This window comes from Rahnella sp. R3(2024) (genome assembly GCF_042920125.1).
In the GTDB taxonomy this organism is placed as follows: domain Bacteria; phylum Pseudomonadota; class Gammaproteobacteria; order Enterobacterales; family Enterobacteriaceae; genus Rahnella; species Rahnella rivi.
This window is the reverse complement of sequence record NZ_JBHGBU010000001.1, coordinates 2,651,025-2,676,927: the sequence shown is the minus strand read 5'-3', so window position 1 is coordinate 2,676,927 and position 25,903 is coordinate 2,651,025. Positions and strand designations below refer to the sequence as shown.

25 protein-coding genes are annotated in these 25,903 nt (G+C 54.1%); 11 read left to right on the top strand and 14 right to left on the bottom strand.

The annotated features are described in order from the left end of the window. Positions 1-7: 7 nt before the first annotated feature. The 13 genes from pgmB to uxaC form a co-directional block, all read right to left on the bottom strand. Positions 8-691 (bottom strand): beta-phosphoglucomutase, encoded by a 684-nt coding sequence (gene pgmB, locus ABSH60_RS12155; protein WP_390974130.1) that lies wholly within the window; start codon positions 689-691, stop codon positions 8-10. Further along, positions 681-2,927, bottom strand: coding sequence for a glycosyl hydrolase family 65 protein (locus tag ABSH60_RS12150; RefSeq protein ID WP_390974128.1), 2,247 nt, complete (start codon positions 2,925-2,927; stop codon positions 681-683). The genes pgmB and ABSH60_RS12150 overlap by 11 nt, the downstream gene beginning before the upstream one ends. Next, complete coding sequence (locus ABSH60_RS12145; protein WP_390974126.1) at positions 2,924-3,982, bottom strand: Gfo/Idh/MocA family oxidoreductase; 1,059 nt, start codon at positions 3,980-3,982, stop codon at positions 2,924-2,926. Before ABSH60_RS12145 ends, ABSH60_RS12150 begins: the two co-directional genes overlap by 4 nt. Before the next feature lie 15 nt (positions 3,983-3,997). Further along, positions 3,998-4,789: a sugar phosphate isomerase/epimerase gene (locus tag ABSH60_RS12140; protein WP_056776443.1), complete on the bottom strand. Its 792-nt coding sequence runs from the start codon at positions 4,787-4,789 to the stop codon at positions 3,998-4,000. A 12-nt stretch (positions 4,790-4,801) separates the two neighbouring features. After that, a complete protein-coding gene (locus tag ABSH60_RS12135) occupies positions 4,802-5,854 on the bottom strand; it encodes a zinc-binding dehydrogenase (RefSeq protein WP_390974124.1) in 1,053 nt (350 codons plus the stop codon). A 43-nt stretch (positions 5,855-5,897) separates the two neighbouring features. After that, on the bottom strand, positions 5,898-6,743 hold the full coding sequence (locus ABSH60_RS12130) for an ABC transporter permease subunit (RefSeq protein ID WP_390974122.1): 846 nt from the start codon (positions 6,741-6,743) through the stop codon (positions 5,898-5,900). Further along, positions 6,730-7,611, bottom strand: coding sequence for an ABC transporter permease subunit (locus tag ABSH60_RS12125; protein ID WP_390974120.1), 882 nt, complete (start codon positions 7,609-7,611; stop codon positions 6,730-6,732). Before ABSH60_RS12125 ends, ABSH60_RS12130 begins: the two co-directional genes overlap by 14 nt. Positions 7,612-7,641: 30 nt before the next feature. Beyond that, positions 7,642-8,934, bottom strand: coding sequence for an extracellular solute-binding protein (locus ABSH60_RS12120; RefSeq protein ID WP_390975747.1), 1,293 nt, complete (start codon positions 8,932-8,934; stop codon positions 7,642-7,644). Between the two features lie 104 nt (positions 8,935-9,038). Continuing rightward, positions 9,039-10,718 carry an alpha-amylase family glycosyl hydrolase gene (locus ABSH60_RS12115; RefSeq protein ID WP_390974118.1) on the bottom strand — a complete coding sequence of 560 codons (1,680 nt, stop codon included), beginning with the start codon at positions 10,716-10,718 and terminating at the stop codon, positions 9,039-9,041. A 182-nt stretch (positions 10,719-10,900) separates the two neighbouring features. Beyond that, positions 10,901-11,455: a YgjV family protein gene (locus tag ABSH60_RS12110; RefSeq protein WP_056776425.1), complete on the bottom strand. Its 555-nt coding sequence runs from the start codon at positions 11,453-11,455 to the stop codon at positions 10,901-10,903. Positions 11,456-11,550: 95 nt separating this feature from the next. Further along, positions 11,551-13,041: a UxaA family hydrolase gene (locus ABSH60_RS12105; RefSeq protein ID WP_122094421.1), complete on the bottom strand. Its 1,491-nt coding sequence runs from the start codon at positions 13,039-13,041 to the stop codon at positions 11,551-11,553. Between the two features lie 10 nt (positions 13,042-13,051). Then, entirely contained in the window at positions 13,052-14,503 is a 1,452-nt protein-coding gene (locus ABSH60_RS12100; RefSeq protein WP_122094423.1) for a tagaturonate reductase, read from the bottom strand. 142 nt (positions 14,504-14,645) lie between these two features. Next, positions 14,646-16,058 carry a glucuronate isomerase gene (gene uxaC / locus ABSH60_RS12095; RefSeq protein ID WP_390974115.1) on the bottom strand — a complete coding sequence of 471 codons (1,413 nt, stop codon included), beginning with the start codon at positions 16,056-16,058 and terminating at the stop codon, positions 14,646-14,648. 859 nt (positions 16,059-16,917) lie between these two features. Between uxaC and ABSH60_RS12090 the strand changes: the two genes are divergently transcribed. The 10 genes from ABSH60_RS12090 (at position 16,918) to ABSH60_RS12045 (ending at position 24,083) form a co-directional block, all read left to right on the top strand. Then, complete coding sequence (locus ABSH60_RS12090; RefSeq protein ID WP_136376573.1) at positions 16,918-18,210, top strand: MFS transporter; 1,293 nt, start codon at positions 16,918-16,920, stop codon at positions 18,208-18,210. Between the two features lie 186 nt (positions 18,211-18,396). Next, positions 18,397-19,173 (top strand): transcriptional regulator ExuR, encoded by a 777-nt coding sequence (gene exuR, locus ABSH60_RS12085; protein ID WP_056776410.1) that lies wholly within the window; start codon positions 18,397-18,399, stop codon positions 19,171-19,173. Positions 19,174-19,556: 383 nt separating this feature from the next. Next, entirely contained in the window at positions 19,557-20,237 is a 681-nt protein-coding gene (locus ABSH60_RS12080; RefSeq protein WP_056776407.1) for a DedA family protein, read from the top strand. Next, complete coding sequence (gene mzrA, locus ABSH60_RS12075) at positions 20,237-20,620, top strand: EnvZ/OmpR regulon moderator MzrA (protein ID WP_390974112.1); 384 nt, start codon at positions 20,237-20,239, stop codon at positions 20,618-20,620. The genes ABSH60_RS12080 and mzrA overlap by 1 nt, the downstream gene beginning before the upstream one ends. Before the next feature lie 160 nt (positions 20,621-20,780). Further along, positions 20,781-21,158 (top strand): DUF1090 domain-containing protein, encoded by a 378-nt coding sequence (locus ABSH60_RS12070; RefSeq protein WP_056776402.1) that lies wholly within the window; start codon positions 20,781-20,783, stop codon positions 21,156-21,158. Positions 21,159-21,306: 148 nt separating this feature from the next. Beyond that, a complete protein-coding gene (locus ABSH60_RS12065) occupies positions 21,307-21,609 on the top strand; it encodes a YqjD family protein (RefSeq protein ID WP_056776398.1) in 303 nt (100 codons plus the stop codon). A gap of 2 nt (positions 21,610-21,611) precedes the next feature. Continuing rightward, the gene (locus ABSH60_RS12060) at positions 21,612-22,019 is read left to right on the top strand and encodes a phage holin family protein (RefSeq protein WP_122094431.1); all 408 of its coding nucleotides are present in this window, start codon (positions 21,612-21,614) and stop codon (positions 22,017-22,019) included. Further along, positions 22,016-22,300 (top strand): YqjK-like family protein, encoded by a 285-nt coding sequence (locus ABSH60_RS12055; protein WP_056776392.1) that lies wholly within the window; start codon positions 22,016-22,018, stop codon positions 22,298-22,300. Before ABSH60_RS12060 ends, ABSH60_RS12055 begins: the two co-directional genes overlap by 4 nt. Before the next feature lie 254 nt (positions 22,301-22,554). Continuing rightward, positions 22,555-22,947 carry a DoxX family protein gene (locus ABSH60_RS12050; protein WP_056776388.1) on the top strand — a complete coding sequence of 131 codons (393 nt, stop codon included), beginning with the start codon at positions 22,555-22,557 and terminating at the stop codon, positions 22,945-22,947. 152 nt (positions 22,948-23,099) lie between these two features. Then, the gene (locus ABSH60_RS12045) at positions 23,100-24,083 is read left to right on the top strand and encodes a glutathione S-transferase C-terminal domain-containing protein (protein WP_390974108.1); all 984 of its coding nucleotides are present in this window, start codon (positions 23,100-23,102) and stop codon (positions 24,081-24,083) included. Positions 24,084-24,143: 60 nt separating this feature from the next. On the opposite strand, the gene ABSH60_RS12040 is transcribed toward ABSH60_RS12045, so the two are convergent. Further along, positions 24,144-25,049 carry a LysR family transcriptional regulator gene (locus ABSH60_RS12040; RefSeq protein WP_056776382.1) on the bottom strand — a complete coding sequence of 302 codons (906 nt, stop codon included), beginning with the start codon at positions 25,047-25,049 and terminating at the stop codon, positions 24,144-24,146. Positions 25,050-25,159: 110 nt separating this feature from the next. Here ABSH60_RS12040 and ABSH60_RS12035 point away from each other — a divergent pair, with 110 nt between their 5' ends. After that, positions 25,160-25,864: a pirin family protein gene (locus ABSH60_RS12035; RefSeq protein ID WP_056776378.1), complete on the top strand. Its 705-nt coding sequence runs from the start codon at positions 25,160-25,162 to the stop codon at positions 25,862-25,864. Positions 25,865-25,903 lie beyond the last annotated feature (39 nt).

Sequence of the window (25,903 nt, the reverse complement as noted above, 5' to 3'; positions counted from 1 at the left end):
TTTTTCCTTAAATGTCAGCCTGATGGCGTAACCACTGTTGCCTGATCACCGCCCATGACAGCCCGTCGGTCGAATCAAGACGATAATCTGCCCCTTCCAGCGTGGCACCAATGCCTATCGCAAAAATGCCTCCGGCACGCAACGCATCAATGCCCGCCTGCGCATCTTCAATCCCCACGGCCTGTTGCGGCGCGATATTGAGCGCCTCACAGACGTGGAGAAAAATCTCCGGATGAGGTTTGGAATGCACGATCTGGCGGGTATCTGCCACATAATCAAATGCCTGCTCTAATCCCAGCGCGGCCAGTACCTGCGGGGCATTTTGTGACACAGAGGCCAGTCCGGTGAGAACGCCCTGATCACGCAGCCGGTGCAGCAGTTCGCTAATCCCCGGCAGGATGTCTGCGGTGGTAAGCCCGGCGAGTAAACTGACGTAATCGGCATTTTTTTCTGCCGCCATCGCTGAACACTGCGCCGGGGTAAAATCCTGTGCTTTACCGCCTGCGGCCAGGATCCGCAGCAGCGATCCCTGCCGGCTGACGCCTTTGAGTTGCTCATTAAATGCCGCATCAATTGAGATGCCGATGCGCTGCGCCAGCCGTTGCCAGGCGACAAAATGCAGGTGTGCGGTATCAACCACCACGCCGTCGAGATCAAAAATGACGGCGCGCGGCGAAATGTCAGATTTCATCATGCGATCCTTTCAGAATGAGGCTTTCCGTAAACGTGTGAGAGAGGCCGTTAACCCGGACTGTCAGCGGGCGGGCATCCGTTTTGCGCAGCGTGAATTGCTGCGCTTCGATCGTCACTTTCAGGCGTGACCCGCGCCAGCACAGAGGAAACTGTAACTGCCGCCAGCCCTGCGGCAGCGCAGGCCGGAAATGCAGTTCGCCCGACTGATAATCCAGCCCCGTAAACCCCATCAGCGCCCCCATCCAGACCGCCGAGGTTGCCGCCGCATGAATGCCGTCGTCGCTGGAGTGCGGTTCATCGCCTAAATCTATGCGGCACGCCTCACGGTAAAACTGCAATGCCTGCGCAGCCTGCCCGGTGCGGGCGGCAACAATGGCATGGACGGATTTACTCAGTGAGGAATCATGGATGGTGCGTGGCTCATAAAAACGCAGGTTGGCGGCCTGACAGTGCGGGGTAAATTGCGCGGGCAGCAGGTGCATCAGCATCACCACGTCGGCCTGTTTCAGTACCTGCATCTCGTTGATTTCAGCGCGGGAATAATCCAGCAAAATGGCCTGCGTGCCCTGCTGCGTTTTATAGGCGGTCAGGTCACATTGCGGTTTGCTGAGAAAGGTATCATCCTGCGCGATCACGCCCTGTTGATCCGGCTGCGGCAGATACAGCTGCGTGAGAAAATCCTCCGCCCGGCGGAAGAACGCCTCATCCTGATGACCGGACTGGCGCAGGTATTCGCAGGCTGTCTGCACGTTGTAATGCGCCATATAATTGGTAAACGCATTATTATCAATGTGTTCGGTGTATTCATCCGGCCCGATAACATTGAGGATTTCCAGACGATGGTGGCGACGAACGGCGCGGCTCATCCAGAACAGCGCCGTTTCTTTCAGCAACGCCAGCCCCGTTTGCTGCATAAACTCGCCATCTTGTGTCGCCTGAAAATAGCCCGCGGTGGCATAGGCGACATCGGCCACCAGATGATGTTCGGCCAGTGCAGACGCCACCCGCTGCCGCTGGCCGGTACGGATGTTGATGGCCGCAAACTCCGGGGTTTCCTCTTCGCCGCTGAAAGCGCTTTCCCACGGGAACAGCGCGCCCTCATAGCCATTGCGCCGGGCTTTATCCTGCGCCGGTGAAAGATGGCGAAAACGGTACTCCAGCAGTTGTCGCGCCTGCTCCGGCGCATTGAGCAGGGCAAAAGGCAGGATAAAAATTTCGGTATCCCAGAACACATGCCCCTTGTAACCCTCACCGGTCAGCCCTTTCGCCGCCACACTGGCGCGGGCATCATGCGCCGGGATCATCAGCTTCAGGTGATACAGCGCAAAATCCAGCGCACGCTGATCTTGCGGATCATCAGATTCCACGCCAACGCGCGACGCGCGCCAGTAATGCTGCCAGTGGCCGGTATGTTCCATCAGCAAGTGGCCGTAGCTTTGCTGCGCAACGGCAGAAAGCGCCTCCAGGCAACGTTGCGCCCAGGTATTATCCGGCCCGGCATCCGCATCAAGCGACGTGGCAATCCAGCTGAATTTCTCCAGCGTCACCGCTTCACCGGCCTGCAACGGCAGGCTGATATGCTGCAACAGCTGGCGGTTTTTGGCAGAAAAACTGCTGCTGGCACCGGACGGGATCACACAGCGGCTGGTGATAATCGCCTGCTGCTGCCCGTCGGTGGTCTGATAGCAACCCTGTAAAACGTTGTGATCGAAAACCCGCACCGAACATTCATTCAGATGCTGTCTGCCGCTGTTGGTCTGCGTGGCATCAATGCCGGTGCTCACGCAAAGATGCGCATCACTCCCGAGAGCGGTGACGGTTAAACGGCAGGCCACCAGCGCCAGCGGAGCCAGCGCCACAAACCGCCGGGTTTCAATTTTAAACTGCTGACCGGCGGGTGACTGCCAGACCAGTTCACGGTAAAGCTCGCCGTTCATGGTGCGCAGTTCGCGCTGATACGACATCAGCGTGCCGGAAAGCAACGAGAAGCTTTCGCCGTCCAGTTCAATGCGCATCCCGGTGATGTCCGGCAGATTCACCAGTTCAGTCACTTCCGTGGCATTCGCCCGGTGATAAAAACCGGCAACGAACATTCCCCGCTGCTGATCGGTATAGGCTTCTTCGTGACAGCCACGAATGCCGGTCCGCCCATTGCCGCAGGTATGCAGGCTGGCGTATTTATTCAGGCGATGAGGCGAAAATGGCGCTTCCTGCAGGATCTGAGTCTGGATCATAGATACACGCTCTCCCCTGAGGTTGCCGAGGCATAAATCGCTGCCACCAGTTGCTGAATGCGGTACCCCTGCCCGGCATCAGCCAGGCTGACTGTTTCCCCGCGAACCGCCGCCACGAAAGCCTGAAGGCTGCGCGCATGGCGCTGGTCGTCGGCCACCTCGCGGCTAAATAACGTCACCAGCTGGCCCTTTTCATCGGTATACACCTGTGCCGGAAACAGCGTGGCACCGGCCTTGTCACCGCAAAACTCGACGTTCATCACCGACTGCGGCTGAATGTTCAGCGCAAATGCCGTTTCCACCCGCAGCAACCCGCCATCGCAAAACTCGATGGCGGCAAAAACGGAATCTTCCACGCTGTATTTCTTCGGATCCCAGCTGCCGAACTGTCCTTCACTTTTGCGGGTACCTATTTTCTGAAACATCTGCGCCGTCACCTTGCGCACCGCCGGAAAACCGAGCACGTACATCGCGGCATCCAGCATGTGAATGCCGATGTCGATCAGCGGTCCGCCACCGGACTGAGTGATATCAGTAAAATTGCCCCAGCCGGGAACCCCGCAGCGCCGCAGCGCGCGGGCGGTGGTGACATACACCTCGCCCAGTTCTCCGTCTGCGACTTTACGGCGCAAAATGCGCGCATCTTCGGCGAAACGGTGGTGAAAATCGTAAGCCAGGATGCGGTCAGCCTGTTGCGCCGCCTGCCACATCTCCAGCGCCTGGGCGGGATCCATGGCGGGCGGTTTTTCGCAAAACACATGGCAGCCATGCTGCAATGCGGCGATCACCTGCTGATGGTGGAAAAGGTTGGGCGTACACACACTGACCGCGTCGGGGCGCTCGGTGAGTAACATATCTTCCAGCGACGTATAGGCCCGCGCGATGCCGTTACGCTGCGCAAATGCCTGAGCGCGTGCGGCATCACAATCCACCACCGCCACCAGTTCAAGGCCGGGATCCTGACGGTAACCGGCCACGTGTACCTTTTCCGCCACCTGGCCTGCGCCGATCAGCGCGACCTTCAGCGTTCCTGCCGTTTTCGTTATAAATTCCATTTTACGGCCTGTCAGTCAGAGTAAATTGCGAAGGCAGGTCAGTGAATCCTGATAGGCCTGCGCCGGATTGTCTGCCCGCACGCGGCATTCGTAGACGATATATCCGTCGTAACCGTCCTCTTCGAGCTGGCGGAACGCGGGGGCAAAATCAAGGCTTCCGCTGCCTGGCTGATAGCGATGGTTATCAGCGATATGCACGTGACCGAGCAGGTCACGTTGCTGATGAAACGCGGCACTCAGGCAGTCTTCCTCAATGTTCATATGATAGAAATCGCCGATGATTTGGACGTGCTCAAGCGCGCCCTCTTCGATGTAAGCGCGCGCCTGCGCCAGCGTGTTGATCATGTGATCCTGATAGCGGTTCAGCGGTTCCAGATACAGGGTGGTGCCGGTGCGTTTTGCCACGGCGTCCAGCGCCTGCAACGAGGCGCTGATCGCCAGACGATCGCCGGCCGGCGTGCGCGGCGGGGTCATCGGCGGCAGACGACAGGTAAACATGCCCCAGGCGGCGGGCACGATAATCCCTTTGCCGCCGACCTGTGCCAGCGCTTCCAGAATGGCGGTGATTTGCTGCACGCCATTCAGGCGACGTTCTTCGATAAAATCGCCGATCCAGCCGTCATAGCCTCCGCAGGCAGTGATCACCGGCAGGCCGGTTTCCTTAATGGCAGCTTTCACGTCATCGAGATGCGTCACCAGCAACCTGCCGTCAATTTCAAAGCCGTCAAACCCCATCGCTTTGATAAATTTGAATTTCTCCAGAATATTTTCCGGAAAGAATGCCTGATTTTGTGTGCCGATTTTCATGTCTGAGTCCTTTTAGAAAGTGATGCCGAGTTTGATGCTCTGATCGGGGTGCTGATCGACGTATTTCATGTAGCTTTGCGCGCTGTCGCTGAACGTGACCACCGGGTCGATCAGGTCTTCGCAATTGAGGTAGCCGTTCATCAGCAATGCCCAGCAGGTGTTTTCGATGCGTTTACGGTTCCAGCGCGGAAAGTCCGGATTGGGTTCGCTGCAGGCGCGGGAAAAGACGATTCTGGCATTGTTGAAATGCGCCTCACGCCCGAGGTTGAAGCCCTCTGCGAAAGGTTTGGCAAAGGCGACGTAAGAAATGGTGCCGCCGTAAGCGATGCCGCGCAGCGCCGCCTGCAACGCTTGTGCGTTTCCGCTGGTTTCGATAATCACGTCGGCACCCTGTTTGCCGGTGAGCTTTTTAATCTCCAGCCCGATGTCCGTGCCGATCGGATTGAACACCGCATCCGCGCCGTTTTTCAGCGCAATCTCGCCGCGTTTTTCCAGCGGATCGACACCGATCACGATGGCGGCCCCGGCCTTTTTCGCTAACTGAAGGGCAATCTGACCGATAGCCCCAAGCCCGACGATCACCACAAAATCCCCCACGCGCACGTTGCCGTCGCGCACGCCACTCATGGCAAACTGCGCCGGGTCATAACAGACGGCGTTTTTCCAGGACACACCGGCGGGCATCTTGCGTAATTTGTAATTGTTCACTCCGTTAACGATCACCGTTTCGCTGAGCGGCCCGTAGGTGCAGACCTCATCGCCCAGCTCATAATCCGTCACCTCGCTCCCCTTTCCGCACACCGTACCGACCACCATATTGCCGAGCTGGAACTCACCAAATACGATGCCGCGCGGCGCTTCTGCTGGACGCGGCACAAACATGCCCCATTCGGCGGAGAATTCTTCGTCGGTAAACGGGCTGATGCCGCGAAAATCCACCACTTCGGTGCCGTGTTTCGGCGCGCCAAATTTCACGCGAATTTTGACTTCATGCGCCGCCACCGGGCGGTCTGTGTATTCCATCAGTTCAGCCACCCGTGGCTGAGTTGCGACCAGTTTTTTCATCGGATATTCCTTATCTGTAGTCTGTGAATGTGAGTCGTTAACGTCAGCCTTTTACGCCGCCGTCGGTGAGATTACCTTTGATAAACCGCTCCGAAAGCGCGTACATCAGCACCACCGGTAATGCGGTCACCAGCGAGGCGGCCATCATTCTTCCCCACACGTAATCCGGCGTGCTGAACAGCGTGTTCAGCCCCACCGACAGGGTGAAGTTGGCAGAACTGGAGAGGAAAATGGAGGCGAAGAGATAGTCGTTCCAGGCCACCATAAAGCAGTAGACAAACACCGAAATGATGCCGGATATCGCCAGCGGCACGGTGATGTAAAAGATGATTTGCACGCGGTTGAGGCCGTCCATCATCGCCGCCTCCTCGATGTCATGAGGAATGGTGTCGAAGTAACTTTTCAGCATGAACACCGCCGTCGGTAAGGTCTGAACGACCATGGTGATCACCAGCGCGGTGGTGGTGTCGTAAAGCCCCAGCGCCGAAATGATTTTAAACAGCGGCACCACCAGCAAAATGCCGGAAAACATATAGACGGTGTAAAAACTGGCGTTGATGGTGATGCGCCCTTTGAAACGCAGGCGCGACAATGCATATGCGCCGAGGATGCCGAAAAACACGGCGATCACCGAGGCCAGCACCGACACGGTCAGGCTGTTTTTGAAATAACTGAGAAAAGGAAAAATCTGCGGATTGAAAATATCCACGTAATGATGGAAATCCCATGCCTGCGGCAACAGCGTCGGATGGCGGGAAATCGCCTCTTTGCTGCTTTTAAAGGAGGTCATCAGCATGATGAAAAAAGGGAATAACATCGCGCCGAGGAAAATCAGCAGGCTGGCATAAAAGCCCGCTTTGCGCAGGATCTTGCGATTAGTTGCTGCCATTGAGGTTCACCCGTTTTCTGGCAAGAAGGATAACGATAAAGATCAGCGCAAACAGCACCATAGAAATGGCGGCAGCTTTACCTAAATCGTTAAAGGCAAAGGCGGTTTTGTAGAGATACACACCCAGAATGTTGACCTTGTTGGTCAGCAGATAGACGTCGGCAAACATGTAGAACATCCAGATGGCGCGCAGTGTGACCACCGTGACCAGCACCGGCATGATGGCGGGCAGCGTGACGATGCGAAATTTTTGCCAGGCGTTTGCGCCGTCCATACCGGCGGCCTCGTACAGGGATTTATCCACGGTCTGCAAAATCGCCAGAAAGGAAATAAAGGCATACGGGAAGTAACGCCAGATGGCGAAAAGCACCACCAGAACGAAGCTGCTGACCGGATTGTCGAACCACAGCGGCGCATCGCTGAACACATGCAGCACATCAGCGCCGATCACGTTCACAATGCCGTAGCCGTTGTTGAACATATATTTCCAGGCAAACACCAGCGAAATGGAGGGCGTGACGTAGGACAAAATCACCAGTGAACGCGCTGTTTTCCGAAAACGGAATTCCCGGTTAAAAAACAGCGCAACGCCCAGCCCCAGCCCGGTACTGCCCGCCACCACCAGCGCGGTGTACCAGAACGTCACCCACAACGAATGATAGAAACCCGGATCGGTGAGAATGCTGAGATAGTTATCCAGCCCGACAAACCGGTTATCGAGACGCGGATTCAGCGGGATTTGCAGAAAGCTGATCTGGATATTCGACAGCATCGGATACGCCACCAGCAGGCCCAGCAACAGAATGCTGGGCGCGAGCAGAAGCAGCGCAAAACGTCCATCGGAATGGTTAAATTTACGTGATTTCATGGTCTTCCCTGAGAATTCAGTCGCCTGCGTTTAGCGCTTTTGCATCAGTGCTTCGATACGCTTTTGCCCTTCCGCCAGCGACTGCTGCGGATCCTTCCTGCCGACGGTCACACCGTTGAGCATTTCGCTCAGTACCGCCGATCCGGTGACATCGCCCATGCCCGCAAAGTTTTTCTCCCCGACGGAACCGAACACCTGTACGTTGGCAAACTCGTTCACCAGCCTCTGCGGCAGCGTACCAAAGGCTTTGATCACCGGATTGTTCTGCCAGACAGGGTTGCCCGTGACGCCTTTGGTGACCGGCAGCGCCGCACCGGGCGACATCAATACCCACGCCGTCGCGTGATCGGCTTTTTCAAGGAAACTCACCCAGCGTTCGGCGGCCTCGCGGTCCGGTTCGTTCAGCCCATTGGAAATGGTCAGCGAGGTGATGGTGCCGTAAACGGCTTTGGATTTTTCTGTCGGTACCGCAAACCCGAGATCGGCGGCTTTGCCTTCGCTGTAAACCGCAGGAAGGATGTACGTGGAATAAATCGCCATCGGCACCGTACCGTTCATAAAGGCGTCTTTGATTTCCATCACATCGTTGGAACCTGGCATGGAGAAGGTCGCGAGCTGACGGTAGTAATCCAGCGCCTGTTGCATTTGTGGCGTGTTCACCGTGATTTGCCCCTGCGCATTGAAAACGTTGGCATTGTTGGAAAGCGCAAACTGGGAAAACGCCTGTTCAGTCAGGACACTTTCCGCGGTGGGCAAGGCAATGCCATATTTCTTCTGTTCAGGCTGATTGAATGCCGTAGCGATGTGGATGACGTCCTGCCAGTTTGACGGTGCCGCCAGTCCGGCATCGGCCAGTTGCTGTTTGTTGTACCAGATGCCCTGGATCCAGCCGTGGATCGGCACGCCGGTATAGTGCTGACCTTCTTCGGTGCGCACGATGCGCAGCACGCCGGGGTAAAACTGGTCAGCGCCAATACTGTCGATCACGTGTCCGATAGCATCGCGGTCAATAAGCTGTTCTTTATCCATCACTTTGGCGTAATCGTGGCTGACTTCGATAACCGCAGGCAGCGCGCCGGTGCGCGCCAAGGTGATCACTTTGGTGTTATAAGCGTCTTCCTCCACCGGCACCGGTTTTATAATGATCTGCGGATTTTCTTTTTCGAATTGCGCAATGAGCTGGTTAATCACCACCTGACGCTCCTGCTCCACCGAAGAATGCATAAATTCAATGGTGACCTGTTTTTCTTTTGCATTATCACAGGCGGATAAACATAACGCAGACGCTAATGCCGGGATAATAAGGATATATTTTTTGGTCATTTTTATATTCATGAACATCTCCTTGACTGTTTTAGGGCCAGCCGCAATCACTGGCCTGTGAGTTTCACATGCTCTGAATGGGAATAACGGAACTGATCAGTTAATTAATGGCACAGCCAGATATATTGATAAGGCGCTAAGGTTATTTCCCCGACACATTCCAGAGGTGTGTTATTAGGTATATCCCGATAAAGTCCCGCGGGCAGATTAACCTGTGTATGTTTATCTGAAAGATTAAACAGACAATATATTTCCTGACTTCCTGCGCCACGTCTGAAAGCAAATACACGATCATGACAATCGATAACCTGCATCGGCGAAGACGGATGAAATGCTGGTTGCCGGGTTCTGCTGGAAATTAATGTGCTAAGTGCCGAGAATACTCTTGCACGTAATGAATCAGGTTCGGATAACGCCTGTTCAATTTGTGAAATGTCATATTTCTGCCGGTTTATCGCCCGGTGATACCCGGCACGTTCTGCGCCCTGATTATCGTTGCGTGAGCCAAGAATACTTTGAATATACACCGCAGGAACGCCGGGGAATGCCAGCAAAATGGCATGTGCCAGCATGAAACGTTGCAGACGCACATCGTCGTGATCGTCCTGCCGGCTCAGCGCATCCATGTAGGTGACATTGATTTCATACGGGCTGGTACTGCCGTCAGCATTATTCTTATACGACACCCGCGCGCCCTCCTGCTCCAGCGCGTCCACCAGCGCGAGGATCTCTGTCTCGGGCAATAAACCGCGTAACGGGTTCAGGCCGATCCCGTCGTGCGAGGCAAGAAAATTAAAGAAGGTGGTGGCAGGCGAACAGGCGCTAAGACCGGCGGCCCAGCGGGTGAGCGTCGCGGCATTTCCGCTGTGAACAGCATGCAAAACCAGCGGCGGCAGCGGGAACTGATATACCATCTGCGCCTCGTCCGTACCGTCACCAAAGTAGCGGATGTTGTCCTGATGCGGCACATTGGTTTCGGTAATGAGCACGGTGCCCGGCGCCACATACTCCACCACGGCGCGAAAAAACTTCACCAGCAAATGTGTTTTTGGCAGATGAATACACGAGGTACCGGGCTCTTTCCACATGTAACCGACGGCGTCGAGACGCACATACTCCGCGCCTTCCGCCAGATATTTCAGCAACACGTCGAGCATGTCACACAGCACATTCGGGTGAGCGAAATTCAGGTCAATCTGGTCTGCACTGAAGGTCGTCCAGACGTGACGGATATCTCCCCTCTTGCCGCGAAACGGCGTTAATAAAGGCGAACGACGCGGACGGGTAACGGCGGTTAAATCCGTATTTTCATCAAGGCTGATGAAATAATTTTCATATTTCGGATTTCCCGCCAGATACTCTTTAAACCATTCGCTGCCTGCGGAAATATGGTTGCAGACATAATCAAACATCAGGCGTGTTGACTGACCCAGTTTACGAATATCTTTCCAGTCCCCGGCAACCGGATTGACCTGCTGATAATCAATCACAGAGAAGCCGTCATCCGATGAATACGGATAAAATGGCAGCAGGTGAACAATATTAAATATGTCGCCGAGATATTGCTGATAGAACTCGTTAAATACAGAAAGTGTTTTCTTATTTTGATGTGTGAACTGATCTGCGTAGGTGATCAATACCACATCTTTTTCATCCCATCCCTGTTTGGCTGAATAGTTTCTCTGACTTTTAGCCACCTCAATGCGAGTAATGAGATCGTCTAAAAATTCCAGTGATAACTTCCCTGCGTATATATTCTTCAGTAATCCATTAATAACATCCATGATTTATCCCTTATCCGTGGGACCGCTCCCACAAATGCGAAAACTACTCCTGCCCCCAGAGGTTGTCAACGCGTCAAACTGGGGGAATTAATCAATACGAGGGGAAACGGAGAATTATTATTAGGATCTGTGAGCGAATTCAAAATAAGGGAGAAGGCGTATTACGCACTCAAAAGCAGGGATTACCCCTGCTCATCCCTCTTCTGCAGTATCTTCTTCTCGACCTCAAACGGGTCGATGCCGCGCAGTTGCAGGCGGCGGAAGCGGATGATGTTAAAACCGTTCATGACGAGGAAACTGCCTTCGATAAGCGAGCCGCCGATCGAGCCGAGCCAGATGTTGTGCGCCACCCAGCAACAGGTTGAACACCACATAATGCAACGCGTGGTCAGCCCGCTGGTGCGAAACAGCGCCCAGGTACTGACGACGGTGGCACCGACGGGCAATAATTCCACCCAATGGTGTGCGCGGCTCAGCCCTAACACCAGCGTCAGGACGATGAAAACCACCATGATCCACTGGTTGCGGGTCCGCAGGGAAATCAGGGTGCGCAGGGAGTTGAGTAAGGCGCTCATCCCGGCGGGCGCTGCGCCCATCATCAGGAAATGCACGCCGATAATGGCGCTGTAAGCGGAAAGTTGTTGTTTGAAGCGGCGGTCGCTGCGGTTGAAAAACATCGTGATGCCGACCGCAAAGGCCACAACACCGACTGACTGTGCCAACCAGTAATACGTCATTTATCCTGATCTCATCCGTGGAAGACTTGCGCTGCAAAAGCAAACGGCGTTCCATAACTGAAACGCCGTTTCATCCTAACGATAAACCTGACCGGTTACAATGTGACACCGCTTTTAAAGATGGCTAATTCGCGGAAATCATTGAGTTCGTTTTTGGCTTTGCGGCCATCGGCGATCTCCACGATCAGATCCACAAACTCTTTCAGCAGTTGATCCATTGTGACATCGTGGATCAGTTGTCCTGCATCGAAATCGATCCAGTGCGGTTTTTTCGCCGCCAGTTCGCTGTTGGTCGCCAGTTTTACCGTCGGCACAAAACCACCGTAAGGGGTGCCGCGCCCGGTGCTGAACAGCACCATGTGACAACCGGCTCCGGCCAGTGCGCTGGTAGCGACGGCATCGTTCCCCGGCGCGCTCAGCAGGTTCAGCCCCGGTTTGGTCAGACGTTCGCCGTATTTCAGCACGTCCATCACCGGGCTGTGACCGGCTTTTTGCGTACAGCCGAGCGATTTTTCTTCCAGCGTAGTGATACCGCCGGCTTTGTTGCCCGGCGACGGATTTTCGTAGATCGGCTGATTGTGCTCGATGAAATATTGTTTGAAATCGTTGACCATATGAACGGTTTTTTCAAACGTACTTTCGTCGTGGCAGCGGCTCATCAGAATACGCTCTGCGCCAAACATTTCAGGCACTTCGGTCAGTACGGAAGTGCCGCCGTTAGCGATCACGTAGTCCGAGAAACGCCCCAGCAGCGGGTTCGCCGTGATGCCGGAAAGCCCGTCAGAGCCACCGCATTCGAGGCCAAACTTCAGCTCGCTGAGTTTGCCACTTTCACGTTTATCGTTGCGCATTGCGGCATACAGTTCGCGCAGACGTTCCAGACCGGCTTCCACTTCGTCGTCGAACTTTTGCATTGTCATGAAGCGCACGCGCTCTTCATCTGCTTCGCCCAGCGTCTCGCGGAACACGTCCACCTGATTGTTTTCACAACCGAGGCCAATCACCAGCACTGCACCGGCGTTCGGGTGACGTACCATATTTTGCAGCATGGTGCGGGTATTGACGTGATCGTCGCCCAGCTGTGAACAGCCAAACGGGTGCGTAAACAGGTAAACGCCGTCGATGCCTTCCGCGTCGTTGGTTTCTTTCAGGAAACGTGTCTGGATCTGGCGGGCAATGCCATTCACACAGCCGACGGTCGGGATCAGCCACAGCTCGTTGCGGATCCCCACCAGACCGTTTTTACGGCGGTAGATCTGTACCTCACGATCTGCCATCTGCTCCGGCAGGCTGGCGAACTCCGGCTGATATTGATACTCGTCCAGATCGCTTAAATTGGTTTTGCCATTTTGTGAATGGATATGCACGCCTGGCGCGATCGCGGTCAGCGCATGCCCAATCGGCAGCCCGTATTTGATAATATTTTCACCCGCCGCAATCGGGCGCAGGGCGAATTTGTGACCCCGGGCCACCGGCTGAGGCATCACGACATGATAGCCGCCAGCCTCTGCCTGCTCGCCGTTTTCAATGTCGCGCAGTGCCACGGCGACATTATCTGCAGGATGAATTTGAATGATACTTTGCATAGTCGCCCTCTTAACTGTAAGCCGCCAGCGCATCGCGCATGCCACGGTCTTCGATCGCCTGTAACTGTCCGGTCACTTTAGCGGTCAGGCCAGGCACGGTATTGAGATCCCGTCCCCAGTGTTCTTCATCGGCCAGCACGGTTTCCACCAGCCCGCCGAGTGATAATTCGCCGTTACGCACGCTGCTCCATAATTGAGAGAAAAGGCTCAGCCAGTGCGCATCGTCCTGCAACGGGTAGATTTCACCTTCGCGTTCGCCACGGTAGAACGCCAGCAAGGCGGCAAGAGCAAACGTCAGGCGCGGTGGCAGGATCTGATTCTTTTCCTGGCTCGCCAGCAGCTGCGGCAGAATGCGGGTGCGGTATTTGGTCATCCCGTTCAGGGCAATCGACAACAGCTGATGCTGAATAAACGGGTTGCGGAAACGGCTCAGCACCGCCTGCGCGAACGACGTCAGTTCATCCTGTGGCAGATCCAGCACCGGCGAGATTTCTTCGGCAATGGCCAGTTCCACAAAGCGGCTGATCTGCGCGTCATTCATCGATTCGCCAACGGTATTCAGCCCTGACAGGAAGGCCACCGGCACCAGCGCGGTGTGCGCGCCATTGAGGATCGCCACTTTGCGTTCTTTGTACGGTTTGATGTCATCCACCAGGCGGATGTTGAGCGGCAGTTTGTCCAGACGCAGTTCCTGAGCCAGACTTTTTGGCCCCTGGATCACAAACAGATAGAAGTGCTCGGCGCTGTCAAAGAAGCTGTCCTGATAGCCCAGTTCCTGTTGCAGGCTCTCCACTTCGCTGCGCGGATAACCGGTCACGATGCGGTCAACCAGCGTTGAACAGAAGGTATTGCTGTTTTCCAGCCACTGAGTAAATGCCGCCGGCAGCGCCCAACGTTGTGCGTAACGCAGCACCAGTTCCTGCAACGCTTCGCCGTTGTAGTCGATCAGTTCACATGGCAGCAAAACCCAGCCTTTATCGGCCGCGCCGGAGAAATGCGTGAAGCGCTCAAACAGTAAACGGGTCAGTTTGGCCGGGAAACTGGCCGGTGGCGCATCCTCCAGACGATCGCTTTCAACATAGCTGATACCGGCTTCGGTGGTATTGGAAAACACGAAGCGGATATTCGGGTCGCGGGCCAGCGCCAGATACTCATCAAACTGATGATAGATATTAATTTCGCGGTTCACCGAGCGGATGATGCGGGTATCCCGCACCGTTTCGCCCTGCTCGTTCAGGCCGCTGATAATGGTGGTGTACAGACCATCCTGCGTGCTGAGTGAAGGTGGAAAATCGGTGTCAATCGGGCGAACAACCACTATCCCGGCGTCCAGATCGGTATGTTCATTCAGCAGGTCTATCTGCCAGTCTACGAACGCCCGCAGGAAGTTACCTTCCCCGAATTGAATAATTTTGTCCGGGTGCTGACGGCCTGGGAAGTCACGGCGATTTAACCTTTGCATCTCACATTCACCTTAATTTGCTCAGACGCCGGTCTTTGAGGACAGTCGGTGTGTCCTGTGGCCGCCGTGCTAAATGGGATAATTAGTTGTTTTTGCTTTATTTATTTACGGAGCGCAGGAACCTGCGCTCCGTCGTGCTTTTTTAGTTCAGTTCGATCTGGAAATACTGTTTGGCGTTGTCGAAGCAGATGTTTTTCACCATATTGCCCAGCAGCTCGATATCTGCCGGTGCTTCGCCGTCTTCCACCCAGCGGCCAATCATCTGGCACAGAATGCGACGGAAGTATTCATGACGCGTATAAGACAGGAAGCTGCGACTGTCGGTCAGCATGCCGACGAAGCGGCTCAATAAGCCCAGGTTGGCGAGCTGAGTCATCTGGCGTTGCATCCCGTCTTTCTGGTCGTTAAACCACCAGCCGGAACCGAACTGCATTTTGCCCGGCATCCCTTCGCCCTGGAAGTTACCGACCATGGTGCCGATGACTTCGTTATCACGCGGGTTCAGGCAATACAGAATGGTTTTTGGCAGGCCACCGGCCAGACCTTGCGCGCCCAGCAGTTTGGACAGCGGTTCTGCCAGCGGCTGGTCGTTAATGGAGTCAAAACCGACGTCTGCACCGATCAGCTGGAACATACGGGTGTTGTTATTGCGCAGCGCGCCAATGTGGTACTGCTGTACCCATTCGCGACGTTGATATTCGGAAGCCAGATACAGCAAAACGCCGGTTTTAAACTGAGCAATTTCTTGCGCAGTTAGCGTTTCACCGCTCAGACGGCGGGACAGAATGCTGTCCAGCGTGGCGTCATCCGCTTCGCCGTAGACCACCACGTCCAGCGCGTGATCAGAGACTTTGCAGCCGTGCGCCGCGAAGTGATCCATACGTTTTTTCAGGGCGTCACGCAGATCGCTGAAACGGGTAATCGACACATCAGCAGCGGCTTCCAGTTTCTTCATGTAATCAGCAAACGTCGCCGCTTCAATGTTGAACGCTTTATCCGGGCGCCAGCTTGGCAGAACTTTGACATCAAAACTGGCGTCCCGGGCGACAGCTTTATGATGTTCCAGAGAATCGATCGGGTCATCGGTGGTGCCGACCATTTTCACATTCATCTGTTTCATGATGCCACGGGCGGAGAATTCATCCTGTGCCAGCAGTTCATTACCACGCTCCCAGATTTCGCCCGCTGTAGACGGAGAAAGCAGTTTGCCGGTAATGCCGAACGGACGGCGCAACTCAAGATGCGTCCAGTGGTACAGCGGGTTGCCGATGGTGTGGGGAACCGTTGCAGCCCAGGCGTCAAACTTCTCGCGGTCGCTGGCATCACCGGTACACATACGTTCAGGCACACCGTTGGTACGCATTGCGCGCCATTTATAGTGATCGCCTTTCAGCCAGATTTCGTACATGTTTTCGAACTGATGGTTTTGCGCGATCAGTTCCGGCGGTAGGTGACAGTGGTAATCAAAGATCGGCTCATCTTTCGCATAGTCGTGATACAGGCGACGTGCAAATTCAGTGTCGAGAAGGAAGTCTTCTGTTAAAAACTGCGCCATCTTAGGTTCCTCATCATGAATTCTGTAGAGTTGTCTCTCAATGGTGCGAAGTTATCACACCAATTCAGTTTATCGTCCAGCTCTTTTTAGGGGTACTCCTGCGCGAAAGGGGGCGATTCGCGGCCATAAACACACACTAATCCTCTGTAAAACAAAAACTTTAGAGTCTTTAAGCACCGGAGGCTATTATCCTCACATTCAGAGTGTCATTTTGTGATGTCACTCAAACTTTAAATCGGTATAACAAGTTATTTATGGCTCTGTGCCTTGTATCTCGTCTTATTCACATGACACCGCCCCCTCTGCAGCCCTGCGCCTGAATGTGATCATCAGGTAAAGTTGTTACACCAATTTTGTAGGGATTTTCATTCCCAGCTTGTTACACCCTCCCCTCAAAGTGTGAAGCCGATCAACAAACCTACCATTACCTGTGTAAAATCAAGTAAATAACCGTGAAGTTAAAAAAGTTAAGTAAGCACACAGTTTAAATGTGGTTTTGTGATGTCATTCAAATTTTAAATCTGTATGACAAGTTATCTTTGCTGCGTCCGGACAAGAGCGTCAGAGATTACCTGCCACGTCCTTTCGCTGTTGTCCGGATAACACTTACCGGGCGCCGTTCGCCGGAAGACAGTGCAGTTGTTCTGGTGTGCAGGAAGTTCATCGGATCCTTACGCACAGATAACAATAAAGCAGTGCGTGAGTCATCGGGCAGCTCCCCCAGCGAGATTCTCTGGCGGCGGTGTACCCGGAAAAAACACTTTAAGGAAGCCAGAAGCCCATGCTGAGACAGATGGCGCGAAATACGCCGTGACAGCTTTGGCCGTCATCGCCGGATTATTTACTGGGAGAGAGTTAAATGGGTAAGATTAAAGGGTTACGCTGGTACATGATCGCATTGGTCACATGCGGCACTGTACTGGGTTATTTAACACGTAACGCCATTGCCGCCGCAGCGCCAACGCTGATGAGCCAGTTGAACATCACCACACAGCAATATTCTTATATTATCGCCGCCTATTCCGCCTGCTATACCCTGATGCAGCCGGTTGCCGGTTACGTCCTGGATGTGATGGGAACCAAAGTGGGTTACGCCATGTTCGCCATCATGTGGGCCATCTTCTGTATGGCTACGGCGCTGGCAAGCAGCTGGGGTGGCCTGGCCATCGCACGTGGTGCTGTCGGTATGGCGGAAGCCGCGATGATCCCTGCCGGCCTGAAAGCCAGCAGCGAATGGTTCCCGGCGAAAGAACGCTCTATTGCCGTGGGTTACTTTAACGTCGGTTCGTCTATCGGCGGGATGATTGCCCCGCCACTGGTTGTCTGGTGCATCATCATGCACAGCTGGCAACTGGCGTTCATCATCACCGGCGCTCTCAGCCTAATCTGGGCGATCAGCTGGTTAGTGTTCTATAAACACCCGAAAGATCAGAAAAAACTGAGCACCGAAGAACGCGCTTATATTCTTGATGGTCAGGAAGCACAGCATCAGACCACCAACGGCAAGAAAATGTCTGCCATGCAGATCCTGCGTAACCGTCAGTTCTGGGGTATCGCGCTGCCACGCTTCCTGGCTGAACCGGCCTGGGGCACATTCAACGCCTGGATCCCGCTGTTCATGTTCAAGGTGTATGGCTTCAATCTGAAAGAAATTGCGATGTTTGCCTGGATGCCGATGCTGTTTGCTGACCTCGGTTGTATCCTCGGCGGCTACATGCCTCCGTTCTTCCAGAAGCATTTCAAAGTGAACCTGATCGTATCTCGTAAAATGGTCGTGACGATGGGTGCTGTCCTGATGATCGGCCCGGGGATGATCGGCCTGTTCACCAGCCCGTATGCGGCTATCGCTCTGCTGTGTGTCGGTGGTTTCGCTCACCAGTCACTGTCCGGCGCGCTGATCACGCTCTCTTCTGACGTGTTCGGTCGTAACGAAGTGGCGACGGCTAACGGACTGACCGGGATGGCCGCCTGGATGGCAAGTACGATGTTTGCACTGGTGGTCGGTGCGCTGGCCGATACCATCGGCTTCAGCCCGCTGTTTGCAGCCCTTGCGGTCTTCGATCTGCTCGGTGCCATCATCATCTGGACAGTGTTGCAAAACCGGTCCGCAGTAGAACCTGTGCCGGTTCCGCTCAGTACCGCGAAAGCCTGATAGCCTGAACGCAGCCCGGTAAGTCACTTTACCGGGCTTTGCTATTTCCTGACTTTAACCTCCAACCTTTCTGACCAATGCACGGTGCATCCCCTCTTCTTAAATCGTATACTGGAGTTGTATGACAGGTCCCGGGATCTTTCAGGCACCCATCCGGCAGGTTTCACTACTTTAAAGAGCACTCACATGGAATCCACAGACACCAGACGCCTTTATCAACAACTGGCTGCCACGCTCAAGGAACGCATTGAATCCGGAGTCTATCCGGTTGGCGAGAAACTTCCCGCTGAACGTCTGATTTCCGATGAAATGAACGTCAGCCGCACCGTGGTGCGTGAAGCGATCATCATGCTGGAAGTGGAGGGCTATGTGGAAGTGCGCAAAGGCTCGGGCATTCATGTCATGTCCAATCAGCAGCGCCATCTGGTTGTGCCGGATTGCGGCAGTGAATTTGGTACAGCAGGCCCGTTTGAACTGTTGCAGGCGCGTCAGCTGATTGAAAGCAACATCGCTGAATTTGCCGCCACGCAGGTGACCAAACAAGACATCATGCGCCTGATGGAAATTCAGGAGTACGCGCGGCAGGAAGACCGTTTCCGCGATTCGGAATGGGATCTGAAATTCCACGTGCAGGTGGCGCAGGCAACCCAAAACAGCGCACTGGCAACGATAGTCGAAAAGATGTGGAGCCAGCGATTACATAACCCGTACTGGCGTAAATTGCATGAGCATATCGATGAGCGCTCAATCGAAAGCTGGTGTGAAGAACACGATCTGATCCTTAAAGCGTTAATCCGCCGCGATCCGCACGCCGCAAAACTGGCGATGTGGCAGCACCTGGAAAACACCAAGCAGATGCTTTTCCGCGCCACCAGTGATGATTTTGAGTTCAATGTAGACCGCTATCTTTATTCAGAAAATCCGGTGGTTCATCTCGATCCGCCGCTGATGAATTCTAAATAAATCCGCATTACGGCAGGTTCAATCGTCCAACCTGCCATTTATCTTCCTCTGCCCGATTTCGCCCTTCCCTGTCAGCCACTGTCGAGTAGTGTCAGTCAATGTAAAACCCTTTTTCATATCGTGCCTGAGGCTTAAATGATCGCCGCCGACGCGCTATATTTACCTGTCTGACTTATTGTTATTTTGTTACAGTTAGACGACTTTTTTTACCCGTTTGCGCCAGGTGAAACACGCCAAAACGACGCGCGGGAAATCGCAGTACCCGTAACCAGACAGCACGCCAGGGAACAGGCGACCTTTTTCAGCTGTACATGCCGCGTCGAGACTTTCTCCGCAGATGTATTTCGCTGACTCACTGAACATGATGGAGTTTTAGAAACCAGATGGAAATTATCAGTTCTCTCATCGATGCACTCTGGCAACAAGACTATAAAACCCTGGCCGATCCTTCGCTGGTCTGGGCGCTGTACCTGATTTTATTCATGATCATTTTTCTGGAAAACGGTCTGTTGCCCGCGGCGTTTTTACCCGGTGACAGCCTGTTAATTCTGGTCGGCGTACTGATTGCCAAAGATGCAATGAATTTCCCGCTGACGGTTTTCCTGCTGACCAGCGCGGCCAGCCTCGGTTGTTGGCTGAGTTATGCGCAGGGAAAGTGGCTGGGAAACACCCGAATAGTACAAAGCTGGCTGGGGAATTTGCCGGTGCATTATCACGAACGTGCCCATGCACTTTTCCACAAGCATGGCCTGTCGGCGCTGTTAGTTGGCCGTTTTCTGGCCTTTGTGCGTACCCTGCTGCCGACAATCGCCGGTTTATCTGGCCTGAGCAACAGCCGCTTTCAGTTCTTTAACTGGGTCAGCGGATTGTTATGGATCCTCATCCTCACGTCTCTGGGCTACTTCCTCGGCAAAACACCGCTGTTCCTGAAATACGAAGACGCCGTGATGAACTGCCTGATGTTATTGCCGGTCCTGTTATTAATTGGCGGGCTGGTCGGTTCGATCATTGTGCTGTGGCGTAAAAAACACGCTGACCGCCAGAATAAAGGCAAGAGCGCATAATGAACCGCAGGTTTCTCAAACGTTCCCTACTCTGGCCGGTGATTATCATGCTGCTGGCAGCGGCCGCCATGATCGGGCTGGCTATTTCACGGATGCCAGCCAACGGCAATGCGCTGCAAATACGCCCGGCCAGAACCGGTATCTCATTGCCAGACGGCTTTTATGTGTATCAGAGCCTGAGTCAGCGCGGCATCCATATCAAAAGCATCACGCCCCTCGATGACGGTTTAGTCGTGCAGCTCGACTCCGCTGAGCAGCGCCAGATGGCGCACAGCGCGTTGCAAGACATCCTGCCGGAGGGATTCATCATCAGGAATTGTGACCCCCCCCATTCCAGAGCGTTGATGGAAAAACTCAATCACAACCGGCTGAAGCTCGGTTAAGCCTTTCGTCAGGTTTAGGGAAAATGTCTGATATCACCGTCCATTCGACGGTGATATTATTTATGGGCTAGTCATTCATGCGACCCATGATTTGACATGCAGTCCCCTGTTCAAGGAATTAAGTGCCACACTCACTTAACCATCAAAAGGAAGCTACACGATGAAACTGACTCTCTCCGCCCTCGTATTCGCCCCGGCATTGTTGTTCACCTCCGCCAGTTTTGCTGCGCCTCAGCCAGAAAGCTGCGTGACCAAACAAAACGAAATTCAGAAACAGATCGATGAAGCCCGTGCCCATAAAAACCAGAACCGCGTAGACGGTCTGGAAAAGGCACTGCGTGAAAATAAGGCGCATTGCACCGATGCCGGTCTGAAAGCTGAAAATCAACAACGTGTTGAAGAGAAGCGTGAAAAAGTCGCTGAACGTGAGCAGGAGCTGAAAGAAGCTCAGGCCAAGGGCGATCACGAAAAAATCGTTAAGAAACAGCATAAACTGCAGGAAGCACAGGCAGAACTGAAACAGGCCCAGGGCCTGTAATCGTGTTCCGCCAGCGGTGATTTTGCACCACGCCACAGCGGATTATTCGGGGATCTTGCGTTTTGAAACAGACAATTCGCATTTGCGATCACCCGAATATCCGCTATGTTAAAAGTTCGAATCAGTTAACGTATGGAGTGACTTACACATGGCGAGTAATACATCAGAACAACTGCGGGCTGAATTAAAGTCATTGGCAGATACCCTGGAAGAAGTGCTCCAGACCTCTACCGATAAGCCGAAAGCTGAACTCGATAAACTGCGTGGTAAAGCAGAATCCCTGCTGAAAGATACCCGCGAACGCCTGAGCGACACGGGCGAAAAGATTGCCTACCAGACCAAAGAAATTGCCGGTAAAGCCGACGATTATGTACATGATAAACCCTGGACGGGCGTCGGTATTGGTGCCGCGGTCGGCGTAGTCATCGGCGTTCTGTTAGCTCGCCGATAACCATGACTGAACCGTTAAAACCTTCACCACAAGGACCGGGTAAGGGGCTTTTCGACATCATTCAACGTGTCGCCACTGTGGTGGTCGGCATTGTCGAAACGCGCGTCAGACTGGCCGTTATTGAGCTGGAAGAGGAAAAGGCCAATATTTTCCAACTGCTGCTCATGGCCGGCATTACCCTGATCTTTACAGCCTTCGGCCTGATGAGTCTGCTGGTGGTCCTTTTCTGGGCTATCGATCCGGCATACCGTCTGATGGCGATGGGCACCACCACAGGCGTGCTGTTATTGCTCGCGGTGATCCTGGGCATGTTAACGCTGGCGAAAGCCAAACGTTCGACGCTGCTCAGCCTTACGCGCAAGCAACTGGACGTTGACCGTGCCCTGCTTGAAAAGGATGACGAGGAATGAGCATCCCGAACCGCGCTATCGAAAAAGTCAGAATTATGCGCAAGATTGAGCGCCAGCGGCAGGAGTTATCTCGTGCCGGTGATGACTGGCTGGATGCCACAGCGAAAATCGATCGCGGCTGGGTGAAACTCGTTGATATGCGCAAATATCTGGTAGTGGGCTCAAGCCTGATTGCCGTTTACGGTATTCGCCACCCCAGCGTGATTGTGCGCTGGTCACGACGGGCTTTCGGGATCTGGGGAACGGTCAGACTGTTCCGTAAGACTTTCGCTCAGAAATAAACGCTCTTTTTTCGTATCAATGCTTTCACGTCTGAGGGCCGGATGAATACTCATCCGGCCCTTTTCTTTTGAATAACAATCCAGAGTCCATTCAATTTTTTTGAATCATTCAGACAGATTTACTTGCTAACAAAACTTATTCATCCGACCTATTATTCCGTCATCAACTGATGCGGTAACGGCAGGAAACATTTTCCGACCGGGCCGGTAACATTTTTAGCTCAATTTGAGCGCATGACCTTTCGGAGATGAAGATGACTAAGTTACAAGACACTGCTTTGCTGGTTGCACGTATCCTGATGCCCATTCTGTTTATCGTTGCAGGCTGGGGCAAAATCAACGGTTACACCGCCACCGCGGGCTACATGACGTCCATGGGCGTGCCAAGCTTCTTCCTGCCACTGACTATCTTGTTAGAATTTGGCGGCGGTCTGGCGATCCTGTTCGGCTTCTTCACCCGTACTACCGCGTTGATCACGGCAATCTTCACCATCCTGACCGCCGTCATCTTCCACACTGATTTCGCCCAGGGCGTAAACCAGATGATGTTCATGAAAAACCTGTCCATCGCCGGTGGTTTCTTCGTCCTGTTTGCTTCGGGTCCTGGTGCATTCAGCATCGACCGTCTGATCAAGAAAAACTGGTAATCGTCCGCACCAGGGATAACGCCGGGCATCGCAGCGGCAATACCACGCTATACTCAAATAATTAGATAATATGTAAGACCTGCAGGGCGATGTGATTTATCACCTCGCCCTTTTTTATTCTGAAAATACATCTGATAAAAAGGTACATAACGATGGGACAACTGGTTGACGGCATCTGGCAGGACACCTGGTATGACACCCGCTCTACCGGCGGGCACTTCAAACGTTCCGTTTCGCAATTTCGTAACTGGATCACCGCAGACGGCGCACCGGGTGAGCATGGTGCGGGCGGCTTTACGGCAGAACGCGATCGTTATCATCTGTACGTTTCTCTCGCCTGCCCGTGGGCGCACCGCACCTTACTGATGCGCGCGCTGAAAGGCCTCGAAGAGATCATTCCCGTTTCCGTCGTGCATCCGCTGATGCTGGAAAACGGCTGGACCTTCGGAACGGATTTCCCGGCGGCCACCGGCGACGATTTGTATCACCTGAATTTTGCCTATGAAATCTATCTGCGCGCGCAGAAAGATTACACCGGGCGCGTCACTGTGCCGATCCTGTGGGACAAGAAACAGCAGACCATCGTCAGTAACGAATCTGCCGATATCATTCGCATGTTCAACAGCGCTTTTGATGCGGTCGGTGCAAAAGCCGGGGATTATTATCCGCAGACCTTGCGCCCGCAGATTGATGAAATTAATGAATGGGTCTATCCGCAAATTAACAATGGCGTCTACAAAGCCGGGTTTGCGACGTCTCAGGATGCTTACGATGAGGCCGTTGACGGTGTGTTTGCCGCGCTTGACCGTGCCGAGGAATTACTGGGTAAACACCGCTATCTGACGGGGAACCAGCTGACCGAAGCCGATCTTCGCCTGTGGACCACGCTGGTGCGATTTGACCCGGTGTACGTTACGCATTTCAAATGCGATCGCTACCGGATCAGCGATTACCCGAACCTTTACGGCTTCCTGCGCGATATCTACCAGATGCCGGGCATTCGTGAAACCGTGGATTTTGGCCATATCCGTCACCACTATTATCGCAGCCACGCGACGATCAACCCTCACGGCATTATCTCCACCGGACCCGCGCAGGATTTAGAATCTGAGCACGGGCGTGATACGCGTTTTTGATCTGCATCTGCACCTTCCTCTTTCATCAGAGGAAGGTGTGGCGTAGCAACTGACCGACGCTTACTTCACTTCACGCGTAGCCAGCAGTTTGACAATTTCACGCAGGAACCAGGCTTTCGCTTCGCCCATGCTGTCGCGACGCCACGCCATAATGATGTCGGTTTCGTGATTGTATTCAGCACTCACCACCCGCAAACGCCCTTCGGTAATGTCTTTTTCGACCATCGGATAAGGCATCGTCGCCACACCTAATCCTGCCAGCAATGCCTGACGTTTTTCTTCCAGCGTACTGACCGTCAGACGTTGCTGCTTATCCAGCAGCTGCACGGTCAGCACCGGGCGCTCGCGGGCAGTATCCGCCACCGCAATGCCCCGGTACTTCACGCGGCTGACGTCAGACAACGGCTCGGCTTCCAGATGGATCGGATGATCCGGTGCGGCAACGTACACGCTGACCAGCTTGTAAAGCTTACGGCTGTTAATTTCTGTTGATGAGCGAAAGTGCATATCCGGGGCGATCACGATGTCTGCGCGCCCCTGCTCAAGGCGCTCCCACGCGCCGGCCAGCACTTCAGTGATCAGCGACACCTGCGTATTGGCTTTCAGCGCCAGCTTTTCAATCAGCGGGAACAGTTTCGTTGCCGGCGACAGCGCTTCACACACGATGGTTATATGGGTTTCCCAGCCGCGCGCCAGCGCTTCGGCATCCACGGTCAGTTTATCTGCCGCTTCCAGCAGCACGCGGCCACGTTCAAGCAGCATACGGCCAACGTTGGTGAATTTTGTCCGATGACCTGAGCGGTCGAATAACACCACATCCAGCTCTTCCTCCAGCTTCTGCATGGTGTAGCTCAGGGCAGAAGGGACGCGGCCCAGCTCGTCGGCAGCCGCGGCAAAGCTGCCCCGGCGGTCTATCGCATCCATGACCCGTAAGGCTTCCAGTGTGAGTGCGCGATCCTTAGCCATTCTTTTCTCTTTCAGGAAATTTGAATATAGCGACCAGATTAACTGGCTAACAATCACACGTCCAGACGCTTACCATTTATCCATTGATATTTTTAACTGAGGCGACCGCCATGATTACCAGCAGAACGGCAAAAGAGTGCGGCACCGCTGACTTTGGCTGGCTGCAAGCCCGCTACACGTTTTCCTTTGGTCACTACTTCGATCCCAAGCTGATGGGCTATGCCTCTTTGCGGGTGCTGAATCAGGAAGTGCTGGCACCGGGGGCGAGTTTTCAGCCGCGAACTTATCCGCGCGTTGACGTGCTCAATCTGGTGTTGCAGGGCGAGGCCGAGTATCGCGACAGTGAAGGTCATAGCGTGCGGGTGAAAGCCGGAGAAGCGGCGCTGTTATCTACGCAGGCCAGCGTCAGCTACAGCGAGCTGAACACCCGCGAGAAACAGCCACTGACGCGGATGCAGCTGTGGCTGGATGCCTGCCCCGAGCATGAAAACCCAATTACCCAGAAAATGATGCTGCCGGATGCGAAGCATTTCCTGCTGGCCTCGCCGGATGGTGAAGCAGGCAGCCTGCAGTTGCGCCAGAGCGTGTGGATCCATCATCTGGATTTAGCCGCAGGCGATCATATTTCGATACCGATCCGCGGACCGCGTGCTTATTTGCAGTCGATTCACGGGCAGGTTGATGCACAGGGCGCTGTCAGCAACGAATCGCAAAGACTGGCCTGTGGCGATGGGGCATTTATTCATCAGGAAAACAGCCTGACCGTGTCTGCCAGCACACCATTGCGCGCGCTGCTGATTGATTTGCCGGTCTGAGTTTTTCGGATTTCAGAAAGGTGAAAGCCCGCGCAGTTA